The following is an 18,996-nucleotide window of genomic DNA, read 5'->3' as shown; positions in this document are numbered from 1 at the left end:
CACATGGAATCAGTTCAAGCAACAAAACAACGCTTTGGCATTATTGGTAACGACAAAAGCCTTAACCGAGCGATTGAAAAAGCCATACAAGTAGCGCCTACCGATATTTCGGTATTGGTTACCGGAGAAAGTGGTGTTGGTAAAGAAAGCGTACCAAAGATCATTCATTCGTTATCGCACCGTAAACACGGTAAATATATTGCGGTGAACTGTGGAGCAATTCCTGAAGGAACGATCGACAGTGAACTTTTTGGGCACGAAAAAGGTGCTTTTACCGGCGCTACTCAAACCCGAAGTGGTTATTTTGAAGAAGCCGATGGCGGAACCATTTTTTTAGATGAAGTGGGCGAATTGCCACTCACTACACAAGTACGTTTATTACGTGTCTTAGAAAATGGAGAGTTTATAAAAGTAGGTTCTTCAAAAGTGCAAAAAACCAATGTTCGCATCGTGGCAGCCACCAATGTGAATATGTTTGAAGCTATTAAAAAAGAAAAATTCAGAGAAGATCTATATTATCGTTTAAGCACGGTAGAAATTCATCTTCCGCCTTTGCGTGAACGTGATGAAGATATTCATTTACTGTTTAGAAAATTTGCTTCAGATTTTGCCTTAAAATACAAAATGCCCTCTATTCGTTTAGACGATAACGCGGTGCAAGTGCTTCAAAAATACAGATGGAGCGGTAATATTAGACAATTGCGAAATATTGCTGAACAAATTTCGGTTCTTGAGCAAACTCGTTCGATCGATGCTGCAACTTTACGTTCATACTTACCAAATGTGGGCGATAATTTACCGGCGGTAGTCAATCAGAAAAAAAGCGAAAGCGATTTCAGCAATGAGCGTGAAATTCTTTACAAAGTACTTTTTGACATGAAAAGTGACTTAAACGATCTTAAAAAACTTACGCTAGAATTAATGCGTAACGGTGATAGTGATCAAGTAAGAAGCGATAACGAAAGTCTTATTCAAAAGATTTACGGGAACGATGAGGAGCAAGCACAGTATGAAGAAGAATTAGAAGAACAGATGGAAGTACTTCAAATTCCGGAAAAGCACGAAAGCACTCAGCACCAACCAACGCCAACGGTAAGCGAAGACAAATATTCTTTTGCTGAAGAGATTGAAGAAGAAGAAACACTTTCTCTTCAAGACAAAGAAATAGAATTGATCAAAAAATCGCTGGAACGCCATAACGGAAAACGTAAAGCAGCCGCCGAAGAATTAGGGATTAGCGAACGAACGCTTTACAGAAAAATTAAACAGTACGATTTATAAAATGTTGAAATTTTTAAAAATACATCGACCGCTCGCTTTTGCATTATTAGCGTTGGTTTGCTTCACACTGAACAGTTGTGGTATTTACTCACTTTCTGGAGCGAGTGTTGGTGAAGCAGAAACTTTTCAGGTTAACTTTTTTCAAAATAACGCCGATTTAGTTGAACCGGGAATCGATCGAACCTTTACCAATCAGTTACAAGATTTTATTCAGAATCAAACAAGTTTAAGTTTGGTAAATACCGGTGGCGATTTGATTTACGAAGGAGAGATCGTACAATATTATGTTGCTCCAATGACGGCGACCAGCCAAAACACTGCAGCACAAAACCGATTAACGATAGCGGTTAACGTTAGATTTTATAATAACACCGATCCTGAAAAAGATTTTGAACAGCGTTTTTCTTTCTATTTTGATTACGGTGCCAACGAGCAATTAACCGGCTCTACGCTAGATACCGCATTAGATGAAATTTTTACACGATTAACGCAAGATATTTTTAACGCATCGCTCACCGACTGGTAAATGAAAGCTGAAGAATTTCTAGACATAGCAGCCAAAGAGCAAGCGATCACGCAATCGCAAACCAATCAACTTGCCGATGTTGTTGAAAAACACCCTTATTTTCAAGCAGCAAGAGCTATTCATTTAAAAGGTTTAAAGCAAAATCATCATTTTTCTTATAATGCTGAATTAAGAAAAGTAGCGGCTTACACTACCGATCGCAGAATTTTATTCGATTACATTACCTCTGCAGAATTTAATCAGCATCGCATTTCTTCGATCATCAAAAACAGAAACGAAGAAAATAAGCGTCTAGAAACTTTCGATGAAGCTTTATCGATGAATATGGCAGAAGCCGATCAAGTACTCGATCCTAATTTATTTGAAGTTTCTAAAGATGAAAGTAAAAGCCAACAACCAACTAAAGAAGAGAATAATTTAGAAATTGGCAAGCCTCTAGAATTCAGCAGAAAAGAGGCACACTCATTTGCAGAATGGTTAAAATTGACTAACGCTAAGAAGATAGAACGAGAAAATTCAACTTCCACAGAAAAAGAACCGGTTAAAGTTTCTTCTAAAAAGTTTGAATTGATCGATAATTTTATTGCTAATAATCCTAAGATCTCTCCGGTTAAAGAACACAAGTCAAAAGAAGTAAAGCTAGTAGACAAAGGGCCTAGCAATCAATTAATGACAGAAACTTTAGCCCGTGTTTATCTAGAACAGAAAAATTATAGCAAAGCTATACAAGCATATAAAATATTAATTTTGAAAAATCCCGAAAAAAGTGGTTTATTTGCAGACCAAATTCGGGAAATAGAGAAAATACAAGAAAATAAAAACTCATAAGTAATGTTTACAATATTTTTAACGCTAATCGTTATCGTAGCATTTTTGCTAATCGTAGTTATTATGGTTCAAAACCCTAAAGGCGGAGGATTATCTTCTTCTTTTGGCGGTGGTGGCGCTCAAATTGGTGGCGCTCAAAAAACAACCGACTTTTTAGATAAAAGTACTTGGACGCTTGCAACTGTGCTTTTAGTACTTATCTTATTATCTAACGTTGCTATTATGGATGGTAACGGCCCATCAGAATCTAGAGTTATTGGTGGCGATAACGCTGCACCGGCAACAGAAATTCCTGCTGAAGAAACTCCGGCTGTACAACCAGAAACCACGACTACAGAAGATGCTGAATAAGTAAACTTCTTTCACATAATTAAAAATGCCAACTGTTCGATGACAAGTTGGCATTTTTTTTTTGCTATTTGGCAGCATATTTTCATTGGCATAATTTTCGAATATTCGAAACCCATAAACATTATAATAATTTAAAATACTTATAAAATGGGATTAAAATTTAAACCTTTAGCAGACAGAGTTGTTGTAGAACCTGTTGCTGCAGAAACTAAAACTGCTTCTGGAATCTATATTCCAGATTCTGCAAAAGAAAAACCTCAACACGGTAAAGTTGTAGCTGTTGGTAATGGTACTAAAGACCACGATATGACAGTGAAAGAAGGCGATCAAGTTCTTTACGGTAAATTTTCTGGTACAGAATTAAAATTAGAAGGTAAAGATTACTTGATCATGAAAGAATCAGAGATTTTCGGTATTCTTTAATTAATCTCAATCCACAACATTCAATTCAACGAATTAATCAATTAAAATTCAACAAAAATGGCAAAAGATATAAAATTTGATCTCGAAGCAAGAGACGGAATTAAACGCGGCGTAGATGCTTTAGCAAATGCTGTAAAAGTTACTTTAGGACCAAAAGGTCGTAACGTAATTATTAGTAAATCTTTCGGTGCGCCGGTAGTCACAAAAGATGGTGTTTCTGTAGCTAAAGAAATCGAGTTAGAAGATGCTTTAGAAAACATGGGAGCGCAAATGGTAAAAGAAGTTGCTTCTAAAACCAACGATCTTGCCGGTGACGGTACAACTACTGCTACAGTTTTAGCACAAGCTATCGTAAAAGAAGGGCTTAAAAACGTTGCTGCAGGAGCAAACCCAATGGATATTAAAAGAGGTATCGACAAAGCTGTAGCTTCTATTACTGAAGAGTTAGCTAAGCAAAGCAAAGAAGTAGGAAGCAGCTCTGAGCAAATCAAGCAAGTAGCTTCTATTTCTGCAAACAACGATGAAGTAATCGGTGAGTTAATCGCTCAAGCTTTTAACAAAGTTGGTAAAGAAGGTGTAATTACTGTTGAAGAAGCTAAAGGAACAGATACTTACGTAGATGTTGTAGAAGGTATGCAGTTTGACAGAGGTTACTTATCACCTTATTTCGTAACCAACAGCGAAAAAATGACTACCGATCTAGAGAATCCTTACATTCTTATTTACGATAAGAAAATCTCTACGATGAAAGATTTAATGCCGGTACTTGAGCCGGTTGCTCAAAGCGGTAAACCATTATTAATCGTTGCAGAAGATGTAGATGGTGAAGCTTTAGCGACATTAGTAGTAAACAAATTAAGAGGTTCTTTAAAAATTGCTGCGGTTAAAGCTCCAGGTTTTGGTGACCGTAGAAAGGCAATGTTAGAAGATATCGCCATCTTAACCGGTGGAACTGTAATTTCTGAAGAAAGAGGATTTACTTTAGAAAGTGCTACCATCGACCAATTAGGTACTGCTGAAAAAGTAAGTATCGACAAAGACAACACAACCGTTGTTAATGGTGCTGGTGATGATGAAAACATCAAAGCTAGAGTTAACCAAATTAAAGCTCAGATCGAAAGCACGACTTCAGACTACGACAGAGAAAAGCTACAAGAGCGTTTAGCGAAGCTTTCTGGTGGTGTTGCAGTACTTTATGTTGGTGCAGCTTCAGAAGTTGAAATGAAAGAAAAGAAAGACCGTGTAGACGATGCACTTCACGCAACGAGAGCTGCTGTAGAAGAAGGTATTGTTGCCGGTGGTGGTGTTGCTTTAGTGAGAGCAAAAGAAGCTTTAGCAAAATTAAAATCTGAAAATGCAGACGAAGCAACCGGTATCCAAATCGTGAACCGTGCGATCGAAGCTCCGTTAAGAACAATTGTTGAAAACGCAGGCGGAGAAGGTTCTGTAGTGATCAATAAAGTTCTTGAAGGTAAGAAAGGATTTGGTTACGATGCAAAAACCGAAGCTTACGTAGATATGCTTAAAGCAGGAATCATCGATCCTAAAAAAGTAACGCGTGTAGCTTTAGAAAATGCAGCTTCTGTTTCTGGAATGATTCTAACTACAGAATGTGCATTAATCGACCTACCGGAAGATGATAACGGTGGCGGAGGAATGCCACAAGGAATGGGTGGCGGTATGCCGGGAATGATGTAAGATCATTTTTTCCATTAAATAAATTAGAAAAAGTCTGCTCGTTTGAGTGGGCTTTTCTTTTGTTAAATATTAGTTTACGCTTCATCTTCAATCTGTAATTATAGCTACATTTAGAAATAAACAACGATCTTCATGACAAACCTTTCGAGCAAACTTCAGCGTTATCAAAAATTTTTCAGTTTTATGCTGAAGTATTGGAACAGTGAATTATTAAGATACACTTCCTCTCAAGCCATGGAAGAAACTCAAAGCGAAGAAAGTTACGATTTCGATCATTCTCCGGAAGAATTAGCTGAAGATCTTAAGCAGATGGGACCAACATATATTAAACTTGGTCAGCTGCTTTCTACACGTCCCGATTTGTTACCCGAAGCTTATTTAAATGAATTAGCTTGTCTGCAAGACGATGCTCCAACCATACCTTATGAAAAAATTCATGAGATTGTTGAAGCAGAATTAGGTACCCGAATTTCTAAAGCTTTTGACGAGTTTGAAGAAAAACCACTCGCCAGCGCATCGATTGGTCAAGTACATTTAGCCAAATTACGTTCAGGTAAAAAAGTGGTGGTTAAAATTCAGCGACCAAATATTCAGGAAGATTTTTTAAAAGATCTGGACACGCTTACAGAAATTGCTGCCTTTGCCGTGAAACATTCTAAAACTGCACAGCAATACGCATTTAACGATGTTCTAGAAGAGCTTCGTTACATCCTTTTACAAGAATTAGATTACCAAAAAGAAGCCGCTAACCTGAGTAAACTTCATAGAAACCTTCAGCATTTCAAAAATATTAAAGTACCAAAACCTATCGCTGATTATTCCACACAAAAAGTTTTGACGATGGAATATATTGAAGGGGTTAAAGTGACTTCCATATCTCCTTTCAAAAAAATTGAAGAGAATTACACGCCGTTGGTTGAAGAGTTAGTCAAAGCTTATTTACAGCAAATTTTAGAAGATGGTTTTGTACACGCAGATCCGCATCCCGGGAACATTCATCTTACCAACGATTGCGCATTAGCATTGCTTGATGCAGGAATGACGGCTCGTTTTTCTGCTCATTTACGAGAAAGTATTTTACAGTTATTAATGGCGGTAAGTAAAACCGACGGCGATAAAACAGCCGAACTTTTGCAGGAAATTAGCGAAATAGATGAAGATGCCGATCTCGAACATTTTAAACATATATTAAATCGGTTATTATTTGAAAGTGAGAACAGTAAAGCCAAAGACTTAAAAACCGGACGATTACTTATTCAGATCAATCAGGTGGCAGCACAAAACGGAATTCATATTCCTGTGGAAATAAATATCCTCGGAAAAATACTGATGAATATGGACCAGATCATTGCTGAATTAGATCCTGAGTACGAATTACAACCTGCAATTCGACATCATCTAAAAAAACTGATGCAAAAGAAAATGTGGGAAGAATTAAAGCCTGAAAACTTCTTTCACGTACTTATCGATTTAAAGAAACTGATTGAACAAGCGCCTAGCCGACTCAATAAAGTTTCCGGTTTATTAGCGAACAACGACCTTAAATTGAATTTAGAAGTTTTAGATGAAAAGCAACTTACGCAAGGACTTCAAAAAGTGGCTAATAGAATTACATTGGGTTTAATTTTAGCTTCGTTAATTATTGGCGCCGCTATGCTTATGCAAGTGCCCACCAGCTTTATGATTTTTGGTTATCCCGGTTTAGCGATCATTTTATTTTTATTAGCCGCTCTCGGCGGAATTATTTTAATGTTCAATATTATTTTTAAGGATAGGTAGTTTTGAAAAATTACTTCTCGACTCCGCTCGAAGTGACAAAAGATTTTCATTAAAATAAATTTCGCACTAACAAAGACTTACAAAAAAAGCCTACTCGAGATGAGTAGGCTTTTATATATTTTGAGCATATTGTTTCTTAAGAAACTGCTTTTAATTTCTTGATGGTTGATTTCTGTAAGGCTTAGATTAATTCAAGTTCACCTCTCTTTTCTTGGGATATCTCACCTCATAACTAAACATAAACGTTTTAGATTCTTTAGCTAGTAAGCTAAAATCCCAAGATAAAAGTCCGGTTTTTTCATTATATGAAGCTTTACCATATTCTTGTTCTTCAACCTTAATCTCATCATTTTGAGAAATTGGTATACGGTCTTCTAAATAAATTTTTACCGTAGAATTTCTATTGTTTTTCAACTTGATCTCATAATTGCGATTTACAATTCTAGTTCCTCCAAAAAGTGATTTATCTTTTTTATTGTTTATCTGTTTTCTTTCTACCGAAATTGATGGATCTACCCCTAAAGACAATTTTAAATTATCATAAACTCCATTAGTTTGAAGAAAAGTATTACCTACAAAACCGTCCTGAAAGTATATATTTGCATCCCCGGGAAGTAAGTCAAAGTTTTCCCAATCCTTCATTATTGCAGTTAAGTATACAGCGCTTTTTAAAATCGGTGCCGTATAATATTGATATTCTGCAGGAATTTCAAAGTTCTTAATAATTACAACAGTGCTCTCTGAATTTGAAGGAATTGAATAAGGTTTTTCTATAGCAAATTCTGTTGACATTATATTTTCTTCTTTAACTACACTTGGTGCTTGAATAGACTCTTCTTTTACTTGATCCCTAGCTGCTCTAGCTCCATAGATTTTTCCCGCATAACCAGTAACTACCACTTCATTTAAACTATAATTATCGTTATGTAATTGTAGATTAATTTGATTGGCGTAAATAGGAATTCGTGCCGTTTCAAAACCTACATAACTATATACTAATTTTCTTCCGCTAGTTAAACTAAGGTTATAATTTCCATCAAAATCGGTTTGTGTAGCATTATTAGTTCCTTCTTCCGAAACATTCACCCCTGGCAATGGCATTCCTTGATTATCAATAATTTTCCCATAAACTTTTCTAACAGAAGGATTATACGGGCGATTAGCTTGATAATAAGGCTTGTTTATATTTCTAGAATTAATGAAATTTAAATAATGAGAATTTACAGTAGGCTGTTCTGTAGGAATAGCAGGATCTCCCGTTGATATTTTTAATTCAACATTTTCCCAATTTATACCGGTTTCTTGAAAAACGTTTGCTTTATATGAAAAATGTAAAGGACTTTCTGTATTATCGGCTTTAATATCATAGGTAGGAAACCAACCTGCATTCGAAACGTTATAGGTTATATTTAAATTCACACTTTGCGAACGCGGCGCATCGATTAGAAGTTTAATTTCACTACGGCTACCTGATTGCTTATTCTTTAATTGATTTAATTCTTGCTGAATTTTAGTGGTTTGAGACCTTAACTCTTCTAACTGTGAAGTTGTATCATATATTTCTGTTTTTATATCACTTATTCTGTTACGATAATAACCAGCATATTGTTTGAGTTTATCTAAAGACGCACTTTCATTATCTGCATTAATTTTTTTATTGGTAAGTAGAACTGACTCCTCTTCTCTTAAACCTTCAATTTTATTCTGAAGTAAAGTTAACGAGCGTTTTGTAGAAGCTAATTTTTGTTTTAAAGAAATGATTTCAGGAGAAGAATCATCTTCACCCAAGTACGTAATACGATATTTTACGGCAGAAAGAGTAACCTCGCCTACTCCGCTTATTTGTATACTATTCTCATTAATTGTTGGCGAGAGGTCTGAAAAAACAACTTCAGAACTTCCTGCAGGTAAATTAAAAGAGGCTTCTGAAATAATTTGAGCTCCACTAAGAAAAACCGTAACTTTTTTGGGCTTAAGCTTCGGATTAATTTCTGCAGAAAAAAGTAAGGAAGGTAAAAATAAAAAGAGGAAGAATTTAACGTTCATGGTTCGTGTTTTTCTTCCTCTAAAATATGATAAAAATTATTCTTTTAAGAAACTGCTTTCAATTTCTTGATGGTCGATTTCTGTAAGGCTTTTTCAGCATAGGCTTTAGTTACCTTAAATTCTGTTTCACCACTTTCCGGAAGATTGAACATCGCATCGGTTAAGATCGCTTCACAAAGTGAACGTAAACCTCTTGCGCCAAGTTTATATTCAATTGCTTTTTCAACAATATAATCTAATGCGCCATCGGTAATATCGAATTCGATATCATCCATCGCAAAAAGCTTTTTATACTGTTTTACCAAAGCATTTTTAGGCTCGGTTAAAATAGCACGAAGCGTTTCAGCATCTAACGGATTCATAAAGGTTAATACCGGCAAACGACCAATAATTTCAGGAATTAAACCAAAATCTTTTAAATCTTTTGGGATAATATACTTCAGCAGGTTTTCTTTTTCAATTTCATCTTCACCTCTCGAAGCTGAATAACCAACAGCCTGAATATTTAAACGCTTAGAAATATTTCGCTCAATACCATCAAAAGCTCCACCGGCAATAAATAAAATATTACTAGTATCAACTTCAATAAACTTTTGGTCGGGATGCTTTCTTCCTCCCTTAGGCGGAACATTTACTGTTGTACCTTCTAATAACTTTAATAAAGCTTGCTGAACACCTTCACCACTAACATCACGTGTAATGGAAGGATTATCACTTTTACGGGCAATTTTATCGATCTCATCGATAAAAACGATACCTTGCTGTGCTTTTTCTAAATTATAGTCTGCCGCTTGTAGTAAACGAGTTAAAATACTTTCTACATCTTCTCCTACATAACCTGCTTCAGTTAAAACCGTTGCATCTACAATTGCTAAAGGCACATTAAGCATCTTTGCAATTGTTTTTGCCATTAAGGTTTTACCCGTACCGGTTTGCCCAACCATAACGATATTACTTTTCTGAATTTCAATATCGTCTTCATCTTGCGGCTGCAACAAACGCTTGTAATGGTTATACACCGCTACCGAAAGTACTTTTTTGGTATAATCTTGACCAATCACATAATCTTCTAAAAAATTATGAATTGCCTTCGGCTTGCGAAGCATTAATTCTGAAGTAAGTTCTTTTGCGCCTTCTTGCTTCGATTCTTCAACCACAATACCGTGTGCTTGCTCGATACAACGGTCACAAATGTGCGCATCGAGCCCTGCAATTAGTAAATTGGTTTCCGGTTTTTTTCTTCCGCAGAAGGAACATTCTAATTCTTCTTTCGCCATAAATTATTCTTTCTCTCTAACTAAAATTTCGTCGATCATACCGTATGCTTTTGCTTTATCTGCTTTCATCCAGTAATCACGATCACTATCTTCATACACTTTATCATACGATTGCCCACTATGTTTAGCAATAATGTTATAAAGTTCTTCTTTTAAGGTAATAATTTCACGCGCTGTAATTTCGATATCGCTGGCTTGACCTTGCGCACCACCTAAAGGTTGGTGAATCATTACTCGCGAATGTGGTAAAGCACTACGCTTCCCTTTTTCTCCCGCACATAATAACACAGCTCCCATCGATGCTGCCATACCTGTACAGATCGTCGCTACATCTGGCTTTATAAACTGCATCGTATCGTAAATACCTAAACCTGCATAAACACTACCTCCCGGTGAGTTTACGTAAATCTGAATATCTTTATTTGCATCTGTACTTTCTAAAAACAGCAATTGCGCCTGAATGATATTTGCGATTTGGTCGTTGATCCCGGTACCCATAAAAATAATACGGTCCATCATTAAACGAGAAAAAACATCCATTGCTACCGCATTCATTTGACGCTCTTCAATAATATTTGGCGTCATACCAACGGGCATCATGCTGCTTACAATTTTATTATAATAGTTACTGTTGATCCCTTGATCTTTTACAGCAAATTTTTCAAATTCTTTTCCAAAATCCATAGTAAATTCCTTTCTGATTTTTTACACAAAATTCGTGTTCTTATTGACTAAAAAAGGCGTTATTCCAAAAATGGTTAACGCCTTAAAGATAGCTATAAATTCTATAAAAGACTACTTATAAACTTCCTTAACAAAATTTTCGTAAGTCAATTCCTTTTGCTCTAAGTTAGCGTTCTCTTTATAGAATTCTAATAATTTCTGGTTCATTACTTGCTCAGATAATTTCTTCACCTCATCTTGGTTAGAAAGTACTCTTGCAGTAATATCTTCTAAATCTTTTTCTGAAGGATCCATCTGCCCGAATTGCGCCATCTGCATTTTGATACGCTCTTTGGTCATTTCTTTAATTTCATCTAATTGAACTTGAAGCTCATTCTCCTGAATTAACTTTCCTTCAATTAACTGAAAACGTAATCCTTTTTCACTTTTTTCGTATTCTTCTTTTGCTTCTTCTTCTGTAAGCTCTTTTTCACCGCTTACCATAATCCAACGTTGAAGAAATTCTGCAGGAAGATCAAAGTTTGTTTTTTCAATTAAAGCTTCTGTTACATCATTCAACAACTGCTGATCGCTTTGTTGTTTGAATTGATTTTCTGCATCTTCTTTAATCTTCTCTTTTAATTCGGTTACAGAAGTTACATTCCCTTCTCCAAATAATTTATCGAAAAGCTCTTGATCTAATTCTGCAGGCTCTTGTTTGTTTACTTCTGTAATTTCAAAAGTTACTTCGATATCTAGGTCGTGTGCTTGATCGTGCTCTACTTTTAAGAACTCGATTAAATCGTGATCGTCTTCAAATAAACTTTTAGTTTTTAGTGTGATCACATCACCTACTTTAGCACCTACAAATTTATTTAGGTTACGCTTACCTTTTATTTTTTCTAACGGAAGTGTGGTGGTGTTCTCGATACCTTCTTCTTCATTTTTGAAAACTCCGGCAACTAAATCTCCTTCTTCAACTTCTTCTTTAGAAACTAACTTCCCGTATTGCTTTTGAATGGTTTTGATCTGATTTTCGATCATTTCATCATCGGCTACGATTTGGTAATGCGTGATCGCTTCTTTTGTTTTTACATCGACATCAAACTTAGGAGAAAGACCTAATTCAAATTCAAAAGCGTAATCATCTTTATCCCAATCGAAGTTTTCTTGCTCTTTAGGAAGCGGATTTCCTAAAACGTCAAGTTTTTCTTCAGCTAAGTATTTATTTAAGTTTTCTTGAAGAAGCTTATTTACTTCATCTACAAGTACTGCTTGACCGTATTGTTTTTTTACTAAGCCCATTGGCACGTGACCTTTTCTAAAGCCCGGAATGTTAGCATTTTTACGGTAATCTTTTAAGATTTTTTCAACTTTTGGGCTGTAATCTTCTTTTGAGATTTCAACCTTCACTACTGCATTAAGCTCGTCAATATTTTCTCTTGTGATGTTCATTCTTTATTCTTCTAAAAAATTGGTGTGCAAAATTACAATTTATTTATCTGCCAACCAAGTTTTTAAAGTTTATGATTTCTTGTCTTTAAAAACAGAGAATAAAATGGTTTGAAAAAAGGAAAGTAACAAACTAAAAAATAGCGCCCACCAAAAACCATCTACATAAAAACCACCAATCAATCCGTCGACCATTAACACTATAAAAGCATTGATCGCTAATAAAAATAAACCTAAAGTTACAATGGTGACCGGCAATGTAAACAGTACAATAATAGGACGCACAATCAAATTCATTAATCCTAAAACTGCAGCTACTAAGATACCGGTGAAATAACTTCTAATTCCTACACCGGGCAATAAATTGGCCAGAGCAACAACAATAAAAGCGGTAATTAATATTTTTAATAATGTTCTCATGAAAAAATCTTTTTCTAAAATTAAAAAACTGGATGCTGACAATGATTGGTTTTAATGAAATTTTAAAACAAAAAAAGCCGAAGCAAAAACTTCGACTTTTATAAAACAAACTTATAAACTAAACTTTATTGTGCACCACTACCAATAGCCGGACCACCATTGTAATCTCCTACATTTACCATTGGCACTGTTGAATTGTAAGTACTATTTACTGCTTCAATAATTCTATTGGCTACGATCGCATAACCTCTAGGCGTTAAATGAATTCCATCTAGAGAGAAAGCTCCCCCTGTAGCAAACTCTGCAGTTACCATACCACCATCAAAAACAATTCCGCCATCTGCAACTTGATTTAATAATGCATTTGCATCTACATAGGCTAAACCATTAGCTTGCGCTACATTTTCGATAGTTGCATTGAACGCTGTTGTTGCAGTTTCAATTTCTGTAATTTCAGCACTATCTAAAACATCACCATCATCTAAACCACTTACCGCACTAAAGAGAATGTTCACTTCTTCAGGACTTGGCGTTCCTCCTTGCATTAATATTGCTAAAACCTGTTCAACCATAGGAGTTATAACTACAGAACCATAACCATTTTGCAAAGCCTCTTGATCTACCTGTAACTGAATAAGTTCATCTTCTGTCATTTGTCTAAACCCTAACGGATTGGTTTGAGTTACAGGAACATCAATAATAAATCGGTTAGGTCCTTCGTTAAATGTAATTGCATATTGAGATGCTAAGGCAACTGCCTGCTCCTGAGGAACACCTTGCGACATTAGCACACCTGCAAAAACTTGAGAAACAGCACTAAAATAAGCTGTTAAACTTGCAGCCTGAGAAGCATCGAGCACTAGCGCATTATTTGGAACTGTATTGAAAAAGGCCGTATCAGTCACATTAGGTATATTCAACACCACTCCGCCTGAAGCAGATTGCATTAAAGCACTAACCTGACTTGAAAAAACCTGTGCAAAAACATTAGGATCTGTTATATCATTACTTCCGTATGTTGATGGATCTAGGTTTCCTGTCTGATTAACTCCGGTTCCTCCAGAAACCGCATAACTCAACACATCATTATTCCCTATCCAAAGTGAAAAGAAAGTTGGGTTTTGTGCTACAGCATCTTCTAAAATCGTTGTATTTTCTGAAGAGCGAAAACGCACAAAATAAGGATTTGCCTGTCCTAAAGGAACTCCGGCAGCATTCCCGTATCCTTCAGCTACTAAATGAAAACTCTTTGCTCCAGGAACCCCCATATTATTAAAAGGCCCCGAAAGTGTATTGGTAATTTCTGTAGTTGGATCACCAGGAATATTGACTGGTGAAGGTGAGCCACTTACTCCAACATCTAAAATTAAACGAGTACCTTGAATTTCGGTTCCACCTAACAGCAATCCGCCTAAATTATCATTCATTAATGGTTGTGTAAACTCACCACCACCCACGTGAGAAAACTGCTGAGCTAAAATATTAGGATAAGAATTTTCTTGTCCTTGAATATATAATGCGTTATCGGCAAAACCTGCGGTTAGCGAATTTCCTAAAGCTACATAATTGCTAAAATCTGCTTCACCATTCGTATAAAAACCTTCGTTTTCTTCAACAGAGTTATCAAATTCCGGCTCACATGCAACTAAACCTAGTGCAACAAGAGCCATATATTTTATTGTATTTTTCATCTTCATCTTAAATTAATTAAAGTTTTACAGTCACTCCTAACCCCGGCAAAAAGGCGTTACTCTTGTAAGTTCCACCAAAAGAAACCTCTTGACCGTTTTCTTGGTAATGATCATAAGATTCGTCTACCTCCTCAAATCTTAAGTAAGCAAAAGAAGCATCGATCGCAACTTTTGAAGAAATCTGATACGAGAATCCTCCTGTAAATCCGTGAGAATCGTTACGCGGAGTCTCTGGAGCGAAATAACCTGACTGCACTGGAGATTCATCGAAATAATACCCTAAACGTAAATCTAATTTATCTAAGGCAGCATATTGTACTCCAAATCGATAAGTTGAAGAATCTTTGTAATTTCTAGGATTGAAAGAATCTGGAATATTTTCTGGAGCAAAATCGATATCTAAAGATTCGTAAACTCCCCAAAATGTTCTGTTATAATCAAAAGCAAATAACCACTTATCAAACTCATATGATGCACCGATAGTTAACTCGGCGGGCATCGGTAATTCAGCATTAAATGCTACCCTTCCATTTGAAACTGGAGCTAATGGTGAATTAGGTACATTATTAAATGTTGCTTCACCGTCTTCTGCTTTTAAAATTATTTCAGACCTATAATTCACACCTATTCGTAAACTATCTATTGGCGAGAACATCGCACTTGCAGACCAACCAAAATTAGTTACTCCGCTAGCATCTACTTCAACATTAGAACGGTTACCTTGTTCATCGGTAAGTGTTCTATTTATACTTCTATTGAAGTTCACAGAACCGGTTACAAAAATTGGCCCACCACCAACGCTTAAATTGTCGGTAATTTTGTAAGAAATTAAAGGCTGAATATAAACTGCCTGTAAGTCTATATTATTAATTAAATGAGAACCTGCCCAATCTGTTGGCCATTCTACACTACTACCGTAAGGTGTATAAACACTTAAGCCTAAGGCTAATTTTTCTGAAACGCTATAAGAAGCATATAAATAAAACGGCGTTCCTAAACTACTCTCGGTTTCTGCAAAACCACCTGTCATTTCATTTTGCCATTTTACATTAGAGATCACGCCCGTCATCCCGGCAGAGATATTAATTTTATTCTCTAAGTAAACTAAACCTGCGGGATTAAAAAATGCTAACTCTGCACTATTTACCACAGCAACACCCGAATGACCCATAGCCAAAGCACGTTGACCTTGAGTACTTACTCGATACCCTCCTGCATAACTCGTTACGGCAAATAACAGAAGTATCGCTACTAATGAAAGTTTCTTCATAATTAAAGTTGATTATATTTTTCTAAGAATTTGTTACCCAAATTTAATAGAATAATAATTTAATGCAACTAAAATTACGAAATATTATGCAAGCACAGTAATTTTTTTATGATTTATTAATGAATTCGATCACAGCTTCGTAAAACTCATCTGGTTTTTCTGCGTGCAGCCAATGCCCTACGCCTTTGATCGTTAACACAACTGAATTAGGAAAATGCTCTTTTATTAAGCTTTTATCTTCCGCTTTGATGTAGTTAGAATTTCCGCCATTTATAAATAAACTTGAACCACTAAAAGTTTCTTCTGAAGTTAGCGCCTGACCGATTTCATTGATATTCTCTTTGAGAGCTTCTAAATTCATTCGAAGTGCCAGTTTTCCTTTTTCTTTCCAGTACAAATTTTTCAACAGAAATTGACGAACGCCCCACTCCTTAATATATTCTTCTAACTTTTCATCGGCTTCACCACGACTGGTTAATTCTGCATTGCTCAACATTGTTAAACCTTCTAAAATGGTTTGATGATGTGGTGCGTAGTATTTAGGAGCAATATCGGCAACAATAAGTTTCCCCATTAACTCCGGATATTGGCAAGCAAACTTCATTGCGGTTTTACCACCCATCGAATGCCCTAAAAGCACAATATCTTTAAGGTTATGTTGATCGCAATATTCTTTTAGATCTTCTGCCATAAGTTCGTAAGAAAATGCTGAAGTATGTGCACTTCGACCATGATTTCGCTGATCAATGAGATGAACTTCGTAACCATTTTCAGAAAAACGCTTTCCTAAAGTTTTCCAATTATCACCCATTCCTAGAAAACCGTGTAGAATTAAAAACGGCTTTCCTTCTCCTATTATATTTGAATATAATTCCATTTTTCAGCTTATTTTAAAAGTGATAAATATTGATTGATCACACTTTCCAGTCCTTCATAAAGTGATTCTGCAATTAATGCGTGCCCAATAGAAACTTCTAACAACCCCGGAATATTATCTTTAAAGAACTTGATATTTTTCAACGACAAATCGTGACCGGCATTTATCCCTAAACCGACTTCTTGCGCCACTTTAGCACATTCTACGTAAGGTAAAATTCCGTTTTCGTTTCCTTGTGCATATTTTTCAGCAAAAGCTTCCGTATATAATTCCACTCGATCTGTTCCTGTATTTACAGCAGCTTCCACCATTTTAGGATTAGGATCTACAAAGATGGAAGTTCTAATTCCGTTTTGTTTAAATTCTTTAATCACTTCAACTAAAAAATCTTTGTGCTTGATGGCATCCCAACCGGCATTAGAAGTAATTGCATCTTCTGCATCAGGCACTAAAGTTACTTGCGTAGGTTTATTTTCTAACACCAAATCGATAAACTGCTTGATCGGGTTACCTTCAATATTAAATTCGGTAGTTACCACCGGCGCTAAATCTCTCACATCTTGGTAACGAATATGTCGCTCATCTGGTCTTGGATGCACAGTAATCCCTTCTGCTCCAAAACCTTCTATATCTTTCGCCGCTTTTAAAACGTTTGGCACGTCGCCTCCTCTAGAGTTACGTAAAGTGGCAATTTTATTTATGTTTACGCTTAATTTTGTCATTATTCTCTTTTTAGAAACAAAAATACAAAGTAGAAAAGCTTTCTTGTACTATATTTTCCTTAATTTGCAGAAAAACCTATGCTATGAATATTTCACATTATATTATCAATGATGTATCTATTCAACCTATTCATCAGAAAATAAAAGCACTAAAAAGTGTTTTTAACGAACTTACTTACAGCCATATTCCTGTAGAAAAAGACGGGATTTATATGGGTTGTATTGCAGAAAATGATGTACGTTGTTTTGAAAATGAAAATGCGTTGAATGATTACGAATATTCGTTAGAAACTTTCTTTGTTCGCGAAACCGATAACTGGTTAGATGTTTTAGAATCTTTCACTAAAAACAATACCAACTTAATGCCTGTTTTAGCTGAAGAAGATAATGCTTATTTGGGTTATCTCGAAATTGGCGATGTTTTATCTTTTTTAAGCGAAACTCCTTTTATGGATTCTCCCGGAGCTATTGTTGTGGTTGAAAAAGGACTGAAAGATTACTCGTTTAGTGAAATAAGCCAGATCATCGAATCGAATGAAGGTAAAGTGCTTGGTGCTTTTATAAGCAAGATCTCTAACGATGTGGCTGAAATTACCATTAAAATTGGATTATTAGGTTTAAACGAAACCATACAAACCTTTAGACGATACAATTACAAAGTACTGAGCGCTCACCAAGAAGATGTTTTCTTAAAAAATTTGAAAGAAAGATCTGATTACCTCGATAAATACCTGAATATATAACTTATGAAAGTAGCCATCTACGGACAATTTTACCATCAAAATTCTGAAAAATACGTTCAGCAACTACTTGATGCGCTAGAGAAAAAAAATATTGAGGTTTTTATTGAAGAAAATTTTCTTGAAATTATTCGGGAAAATGAAGTCATTAAAAAAGAATACAATCAATTTGAAGTTTTTACCCAACTCGATAATTCTTACGATCTATTTTTTAGTATTGGTGGTGATGGTACGATTTTAAAAAGCGTGAATTACGTAAAAGATCTAGACATCCCGATCGTAGGAATAAACACCGGTAGATTAGGTTTTCTGGCAACTATTCAAAAAGAAGAAATCTCTGAAACGATCTCTTCTATTCTTCAGAAAAACTACACCATTTCTGAAAGAGAATTACTCACCATTGCAACAACGCCAAAAAACGACAGTCTTTCTGATGTCAATTTTGCTCTCAATGAGATTACCGTGAGCAGAAAAAACACGACATCTATGATTACAATAAATACTTGGTTAGACGATAAGTATCTTACTGCTTACTGGGCAGACGGACTTATTATCACCACTCCCACCGGATCTACAGGATACTCGTTAAGCTGCGGCGGACCGGTAATTACACCAGAAACCAATGCTTTAGCCTTAACTCCTATCGCTCCACACAACCTAAACGCAAGACCTTTAGTGATCCCCAACAAAACAAAAATAAAATTAGAAGTTTCAGGCCGAGCAGGAGAATATTTAGTATCCTTAGATTCTAGATTAACTACTTTAGAAGAAAACTCTACTATTTATATCGAAAAAGCTCCGTTCACTATCGGGCTAGTTTCTTTAAATGAAGATAGCTTTATTCAAACCTTACGTCAAAAACTTCTTTGGGGAGAAGATAAACGTAACTAAAAACAATAAAATTTACTGAAAAGTGTTTTTATACCAAATACACAGCTATATAATTAAGTGA

General features: G+C 35.7%; 18 protein-coding genes. 9 read left to right on the top strand and 9 right to left on the bottom strand.

All coding sequences use genetic code 11. The annotated features are described in order from the left end of the window. Window positions 1-3: 3 nt before the first annotated feature. The 7 genes from G551_RS0112815 to G551_RS0112785 all read left to right on the top strand — a co-directional run bounded on the left by G551_RS0112815 (window position 4) and on the right by G551_RS0112785 (window position 6,886). Entirely contained in the window at window positions 4-1,281 is a 1,278-nt protein-coding gene (locus G551_RS0112815) for a sigma-54 interaction domain-containing protein (RefSeq protein WP_027885932.1), read from the top strand. A gap of 1 nt (window position 1,282) precedes the next feature. Beyond that, on the top strand, window positions 1,283-1,807 hold the full coding sequence (locus G551_RS0112810) for an LptE family protein (protein ID WP_051191398.1): 525 nt from the start codon (window positions 1,283-1,285) through the stop codon (window positions 1,805-1,807). After that, complete coding sequence (locus G551_RS0112805) at window positions 1,808-2,635, top strand: hypothetical protein (RefSeq protein WP_027885930.1); 828 nt, start codon at window positions 1,808-1,810, stop codon at window positions 2,633-2,635. Window positions 2,636-2,638: 3 nt separating this feature from the next. Next, a complete protein-coding gene (gene secG / locus G551_RS0112800; protein WP_027885929.1) occupies window positions 2,639-2,986 on the top strand; it encodes a preprotein translocase subunit SecG in 348 nt (115 codons plus the stop codon). 147 nt (window positions 2,987-3,133) lie between these two features. Beyond that, window positions 3,134-3,409 carry a co-chaperone GroES gene (locus G551_RS0112795; protein WP_027885928.1) on the top strand — a complete coding sequence of 92 codons (276 nt, stop codon included), beginning with the start codon at window positions 3,134-3,136 and terminating at the stop codon, window positions 3,407-3,409. 57 nt (window positions 3,410-3,466) lie between these two features. Next, window positions 3,467-5,107: a chaperonin GroEL gene (gene groL / locus G551_RS0112790; RefSeq protein ID WP_027885927.1), complete on the top strand. Its 1,641-nt coding sequence runs from the start codon at window positions 3,467-3,469 to the stop codon at window positions 5,105-5,107. Window positions 5,108-5,239: 132 nt separating this feature from the next. Further along, entirely contained in the window at window positions 5,240-6,886 is a 1,647-nt protein-coding gene (locus tag G551_RS0112785; protein WP_027885926.1) for an ABC1 kinase family protein, read from the top strand. 186 nt (window positions 6,887-7,072) lie between these two features. Here the strand turns inward: G551_RS0112785 and G551_RS0112780 are convergent, their stop codons facing one another. From G551_RS0112780 to G551_RS0112740, 9 genes are all read right to left on the bottom strand, one after another. Then, on the bottom strand, window positions 7,073-8,932 hold the full coding sequence (locus G551_RS0112780; RefSeq protein WP_027885925.1) for a DUF4139 domain-containing protein: 1,860 nt from the start codon (window positions 8,930-8,932) through the stop codon (window positions 7,073-7,075). Between the two features lie 44 nt (window positions 8,933-8,976). Beyond that, window positions 8,977-10,209 carry an ATP-dependent Clp protease ATP-binding subunit ClpX gene (clpX, locus tag G551_RS0112775; RefSeq protein ID WP_027885924.1) on the bottom strand — a complete coding sequence of 411 codons (1,233 nt, stop codon included), beginning with the start codon at window positions 10,207-10,209 and terminating at the stop codon, window positions 8,977-8,979. Window positions 10,210-10,212: 3 nt separating this feature from the next. Next, complete coding sequence (gene clpP, locus G551_RS0112770) at window positions 10,213-10,893, bottom strand: ATP-dependent Clp endopeptidase proteolytic subunit ClpP (protein ID WP_027885923.1); 681 nt, start codon at window positions 10,891-10,893, stop codon at window positions 10,213-10,215. A gap of 111 nt (window positions 10,894-11,004) precedes the next feature. Beyond that, window positions 11,005-12,327, bottom strand: a complete 1,323-nt coding sequence (gene tig / locus G551_RS0112765) for a trigger factor (RefSeq protein WP_027885922.1) — start codon at window positions 12,325-12,327, stop codon at window positions 11,005-11,007. A gap of 69 nt (window positions 12,328-12,396) precedes the next feature. Beyond that, entirely contained in the window at window positions 12,397-12,744 is a 348-nt protein-coding gene (locus tag G551_RS0112760; protein ID WP_027885921.1) for a phage holin family protein, read from the bottom strand. A gap of 125 nt (window positions 12,745-12,869) precedes the next feature. Then, window positions 12,870-14,435 (bottom strand): SGNH/GDSL hydrolase family protein, encoded by a 1,566-nt coding sequence (locus G551_RS0112755; protein ID WP_027885920.1) that lies wholly within the window; start codon window positions 14,433-14,435, stop codon window positions 12,870-12,872. 16 nt (window positions 14,436-14,451) lie between these two features. Next, window positions 14,452-15,705: an OmpP1/FadL family transporter gene (locus G551_RS0112750; RefSeq protein WP_027885919.1), complete on the bottom strand. Its 1,254-nt coding sequence runs from the start codon at window positions 15,703-15,705 to the stop codon at window positions 14,452-14,454. A 106-nt stretch (window positions 15,706-15,811) separates the two neighbouring features. Then, a complete protein-coding gene (locus G551_RS0112745; RefSeq protein WP_027885918.1) occupies window positions 15,812-16,582 on the bottom strand; it encodes an alpha/beta fold hydrolase in 771 nt (256 codons plus the stop codon). Between the two features lie 8 nt (window positions 16,583-16,590). Next, complete coding sequence (locus tag G551_RS0112740) at window positions 16,591-17,304, bottom strand: pyridoxine 5'-phosphate synthase (RefSeq protein ID WP_027885917.1); 714 nt, start codon at window positions 17,302-17,304, stop codon at window positions 16,591-16,593. 83 nt (window positions 17,305-17,387) lie between these two features. Here G551_RS0112740 and G551_RS0112735 point away from each other — a divergent pair, with 83 nt between their 5' ends. After that, entirely contained in the window at window positions 17,388-18,047 is a 660-nt protein-coding gene (locus G551_RS0112735; RefSeq protein ID WP_027885916.1) for a CBS domain-containing protein, read from the top strand. Between the two features lie 3 nt (window positions 18,048-18,050). Beyond that, on the top strand, window positions 18,051-18,935 hold the full coding sequence (locus G551_RS0112730; RefSeq protein ID WP_027885915.1) for an NAD kinase: 885 nt from the start codon (window positions 18,051-18,053) through the stop codon (window positions 18,933-18,935). Window positions 18,936-18,996: the final 61 nt, after the last annotated feature.

This window comes from Mesonia mobilis DSM 19841, assembly GCF_000423405.1.
Classification (GTDB): domain Bacteria; phylum Bacteroidota; class Bacteroidia; order Flavobacteriales; family Flavobacteriaceae; genus Mesonia; species Mesonia mobilis.
Note: the sequence above shows the minus strand (reverse complement) of the source record. Positions and strands in the feature narration are given on the sequence as shown.

Bases quoted from the DNA above. Each gene is read 5' to 3' on its own strand.
- G551_RS0112815 (WP_027885932.1), top strand. From the start codon at position 4: ATGGAATCAGTTCAAGCAACAAAACAACGCTTTGGCATTATTGGTAAC.
- G551_RS0112810 (WP_051191398.1), top strand. From the start codon at position 1,283: ATGTTGAAATTTTTAAAAATACATCGACCGCTCGCTTTTGCATTATTA.
- G551_RS0112805 (WP_027885930.1), top strand. From the start codon at position 1,808: ATGAAAGCTGAAGAATTTCTAGACATAGCAGCCAAAGAGCAAGCGATC.
- secG (WP_027885929.1), top strand. From the start codon at position 2,639: ATGTTTACAATATTTTTAACGCTAATCGTTATCGTAGCATTTTTGCTA.
- G551_RS0112795 (WP_027885928.1), top strand. From the start codon at position 3,134: ATGGGATTAAAATTTAAACCTTTAGCAGACAGAGTTGTTGTAGAACCT.
- groL (WP_027885927.1), top strand. From the start codon at position 3,467: ATGGCAAAAGATATAAAATTTGATCTCGAAGCAAGAGACGGAATTAAA.
- G551_RS0112785 (WP_027885926.1), top strand. From the start codon at position 5,240: ATGACAAACCTTTCGAGCAAACTTCAGCGTTATCAAAAATTTTTCAGT.
- G551_RS0112780 (WP_027885925.1), bottom strand. From the start codon at position 8,932: ATGAACGTTAAATTCTTCCTCTTTTTATTTTTACCTTCCTTACTTTTT.
- clpX (WP_027885924.1), bottom strand. From the start codon at position 10,209: ATGGCGAAAGAAGAATTAGAATGTTCCTTCTGCGGAAGAAAAAAACCG.
- clpP (WP_027885923.1), bottom strand. From the start codon at position 10,893: ATGGATTTTGGAAAAGAATTTGAAAAATTTGCTGTAAAAGATCAAGGG.
- tig (WP_027885922.1), bottom strand. From the start codon at position 12,327: ATGAACATCACAAGAGAAAATATTGACGAGCTTAATGCAGTAGTGAAG.
- G551_RS0112760 (WP_027885921.1), bottom strand. From the start codon at position 12,744: ATGAGAACATTATTAAAAATATTAATTACCGCTTTTATTGTTGTTGCT.
- G551_RS0112755 (WP_027885920.1), bottom strand. From the start codon at position 14,435: ATGAAAAATACAATAAAATATATGGCTCTTGTTGCACTAGGTTTAGTT.
- G551_RS0112750 (WP_027885919.1), bottom strand. From the start codon at position 15,705: ATGAAGAAACTTTCATTAGTAGCGATACTTCTGTTATTTGCCGTAACG.
- G551_RS0112745 (WP_027885918.1), bottom strand. From the start codon at position 16,582: ATGGAATTATATTCAAATATAATAGGAGAAGGAAAGCCGTTTTTAATT.
- G551_RS0112740 (WP_027885917.1), bottom strand. From the start codon at position 17,304: ATGACAAAATTAAGCGTAAACATAAATAAAATTGCCACTTTACGTAAC.
- G551_RS0112735 (WP_027885916.1), top strand. From the start codon at position 17,388: ATGAATATTTCACATTATATTATCAATGATGTATCTATTCAACCTATT.
- G551_RS0112730 (WP_027885915.1), top strand. From the start codon at position 18,051: ATGAAAGTAGCCATCTACGGACAATTTTACCATCAAAATTCTGAAAAA.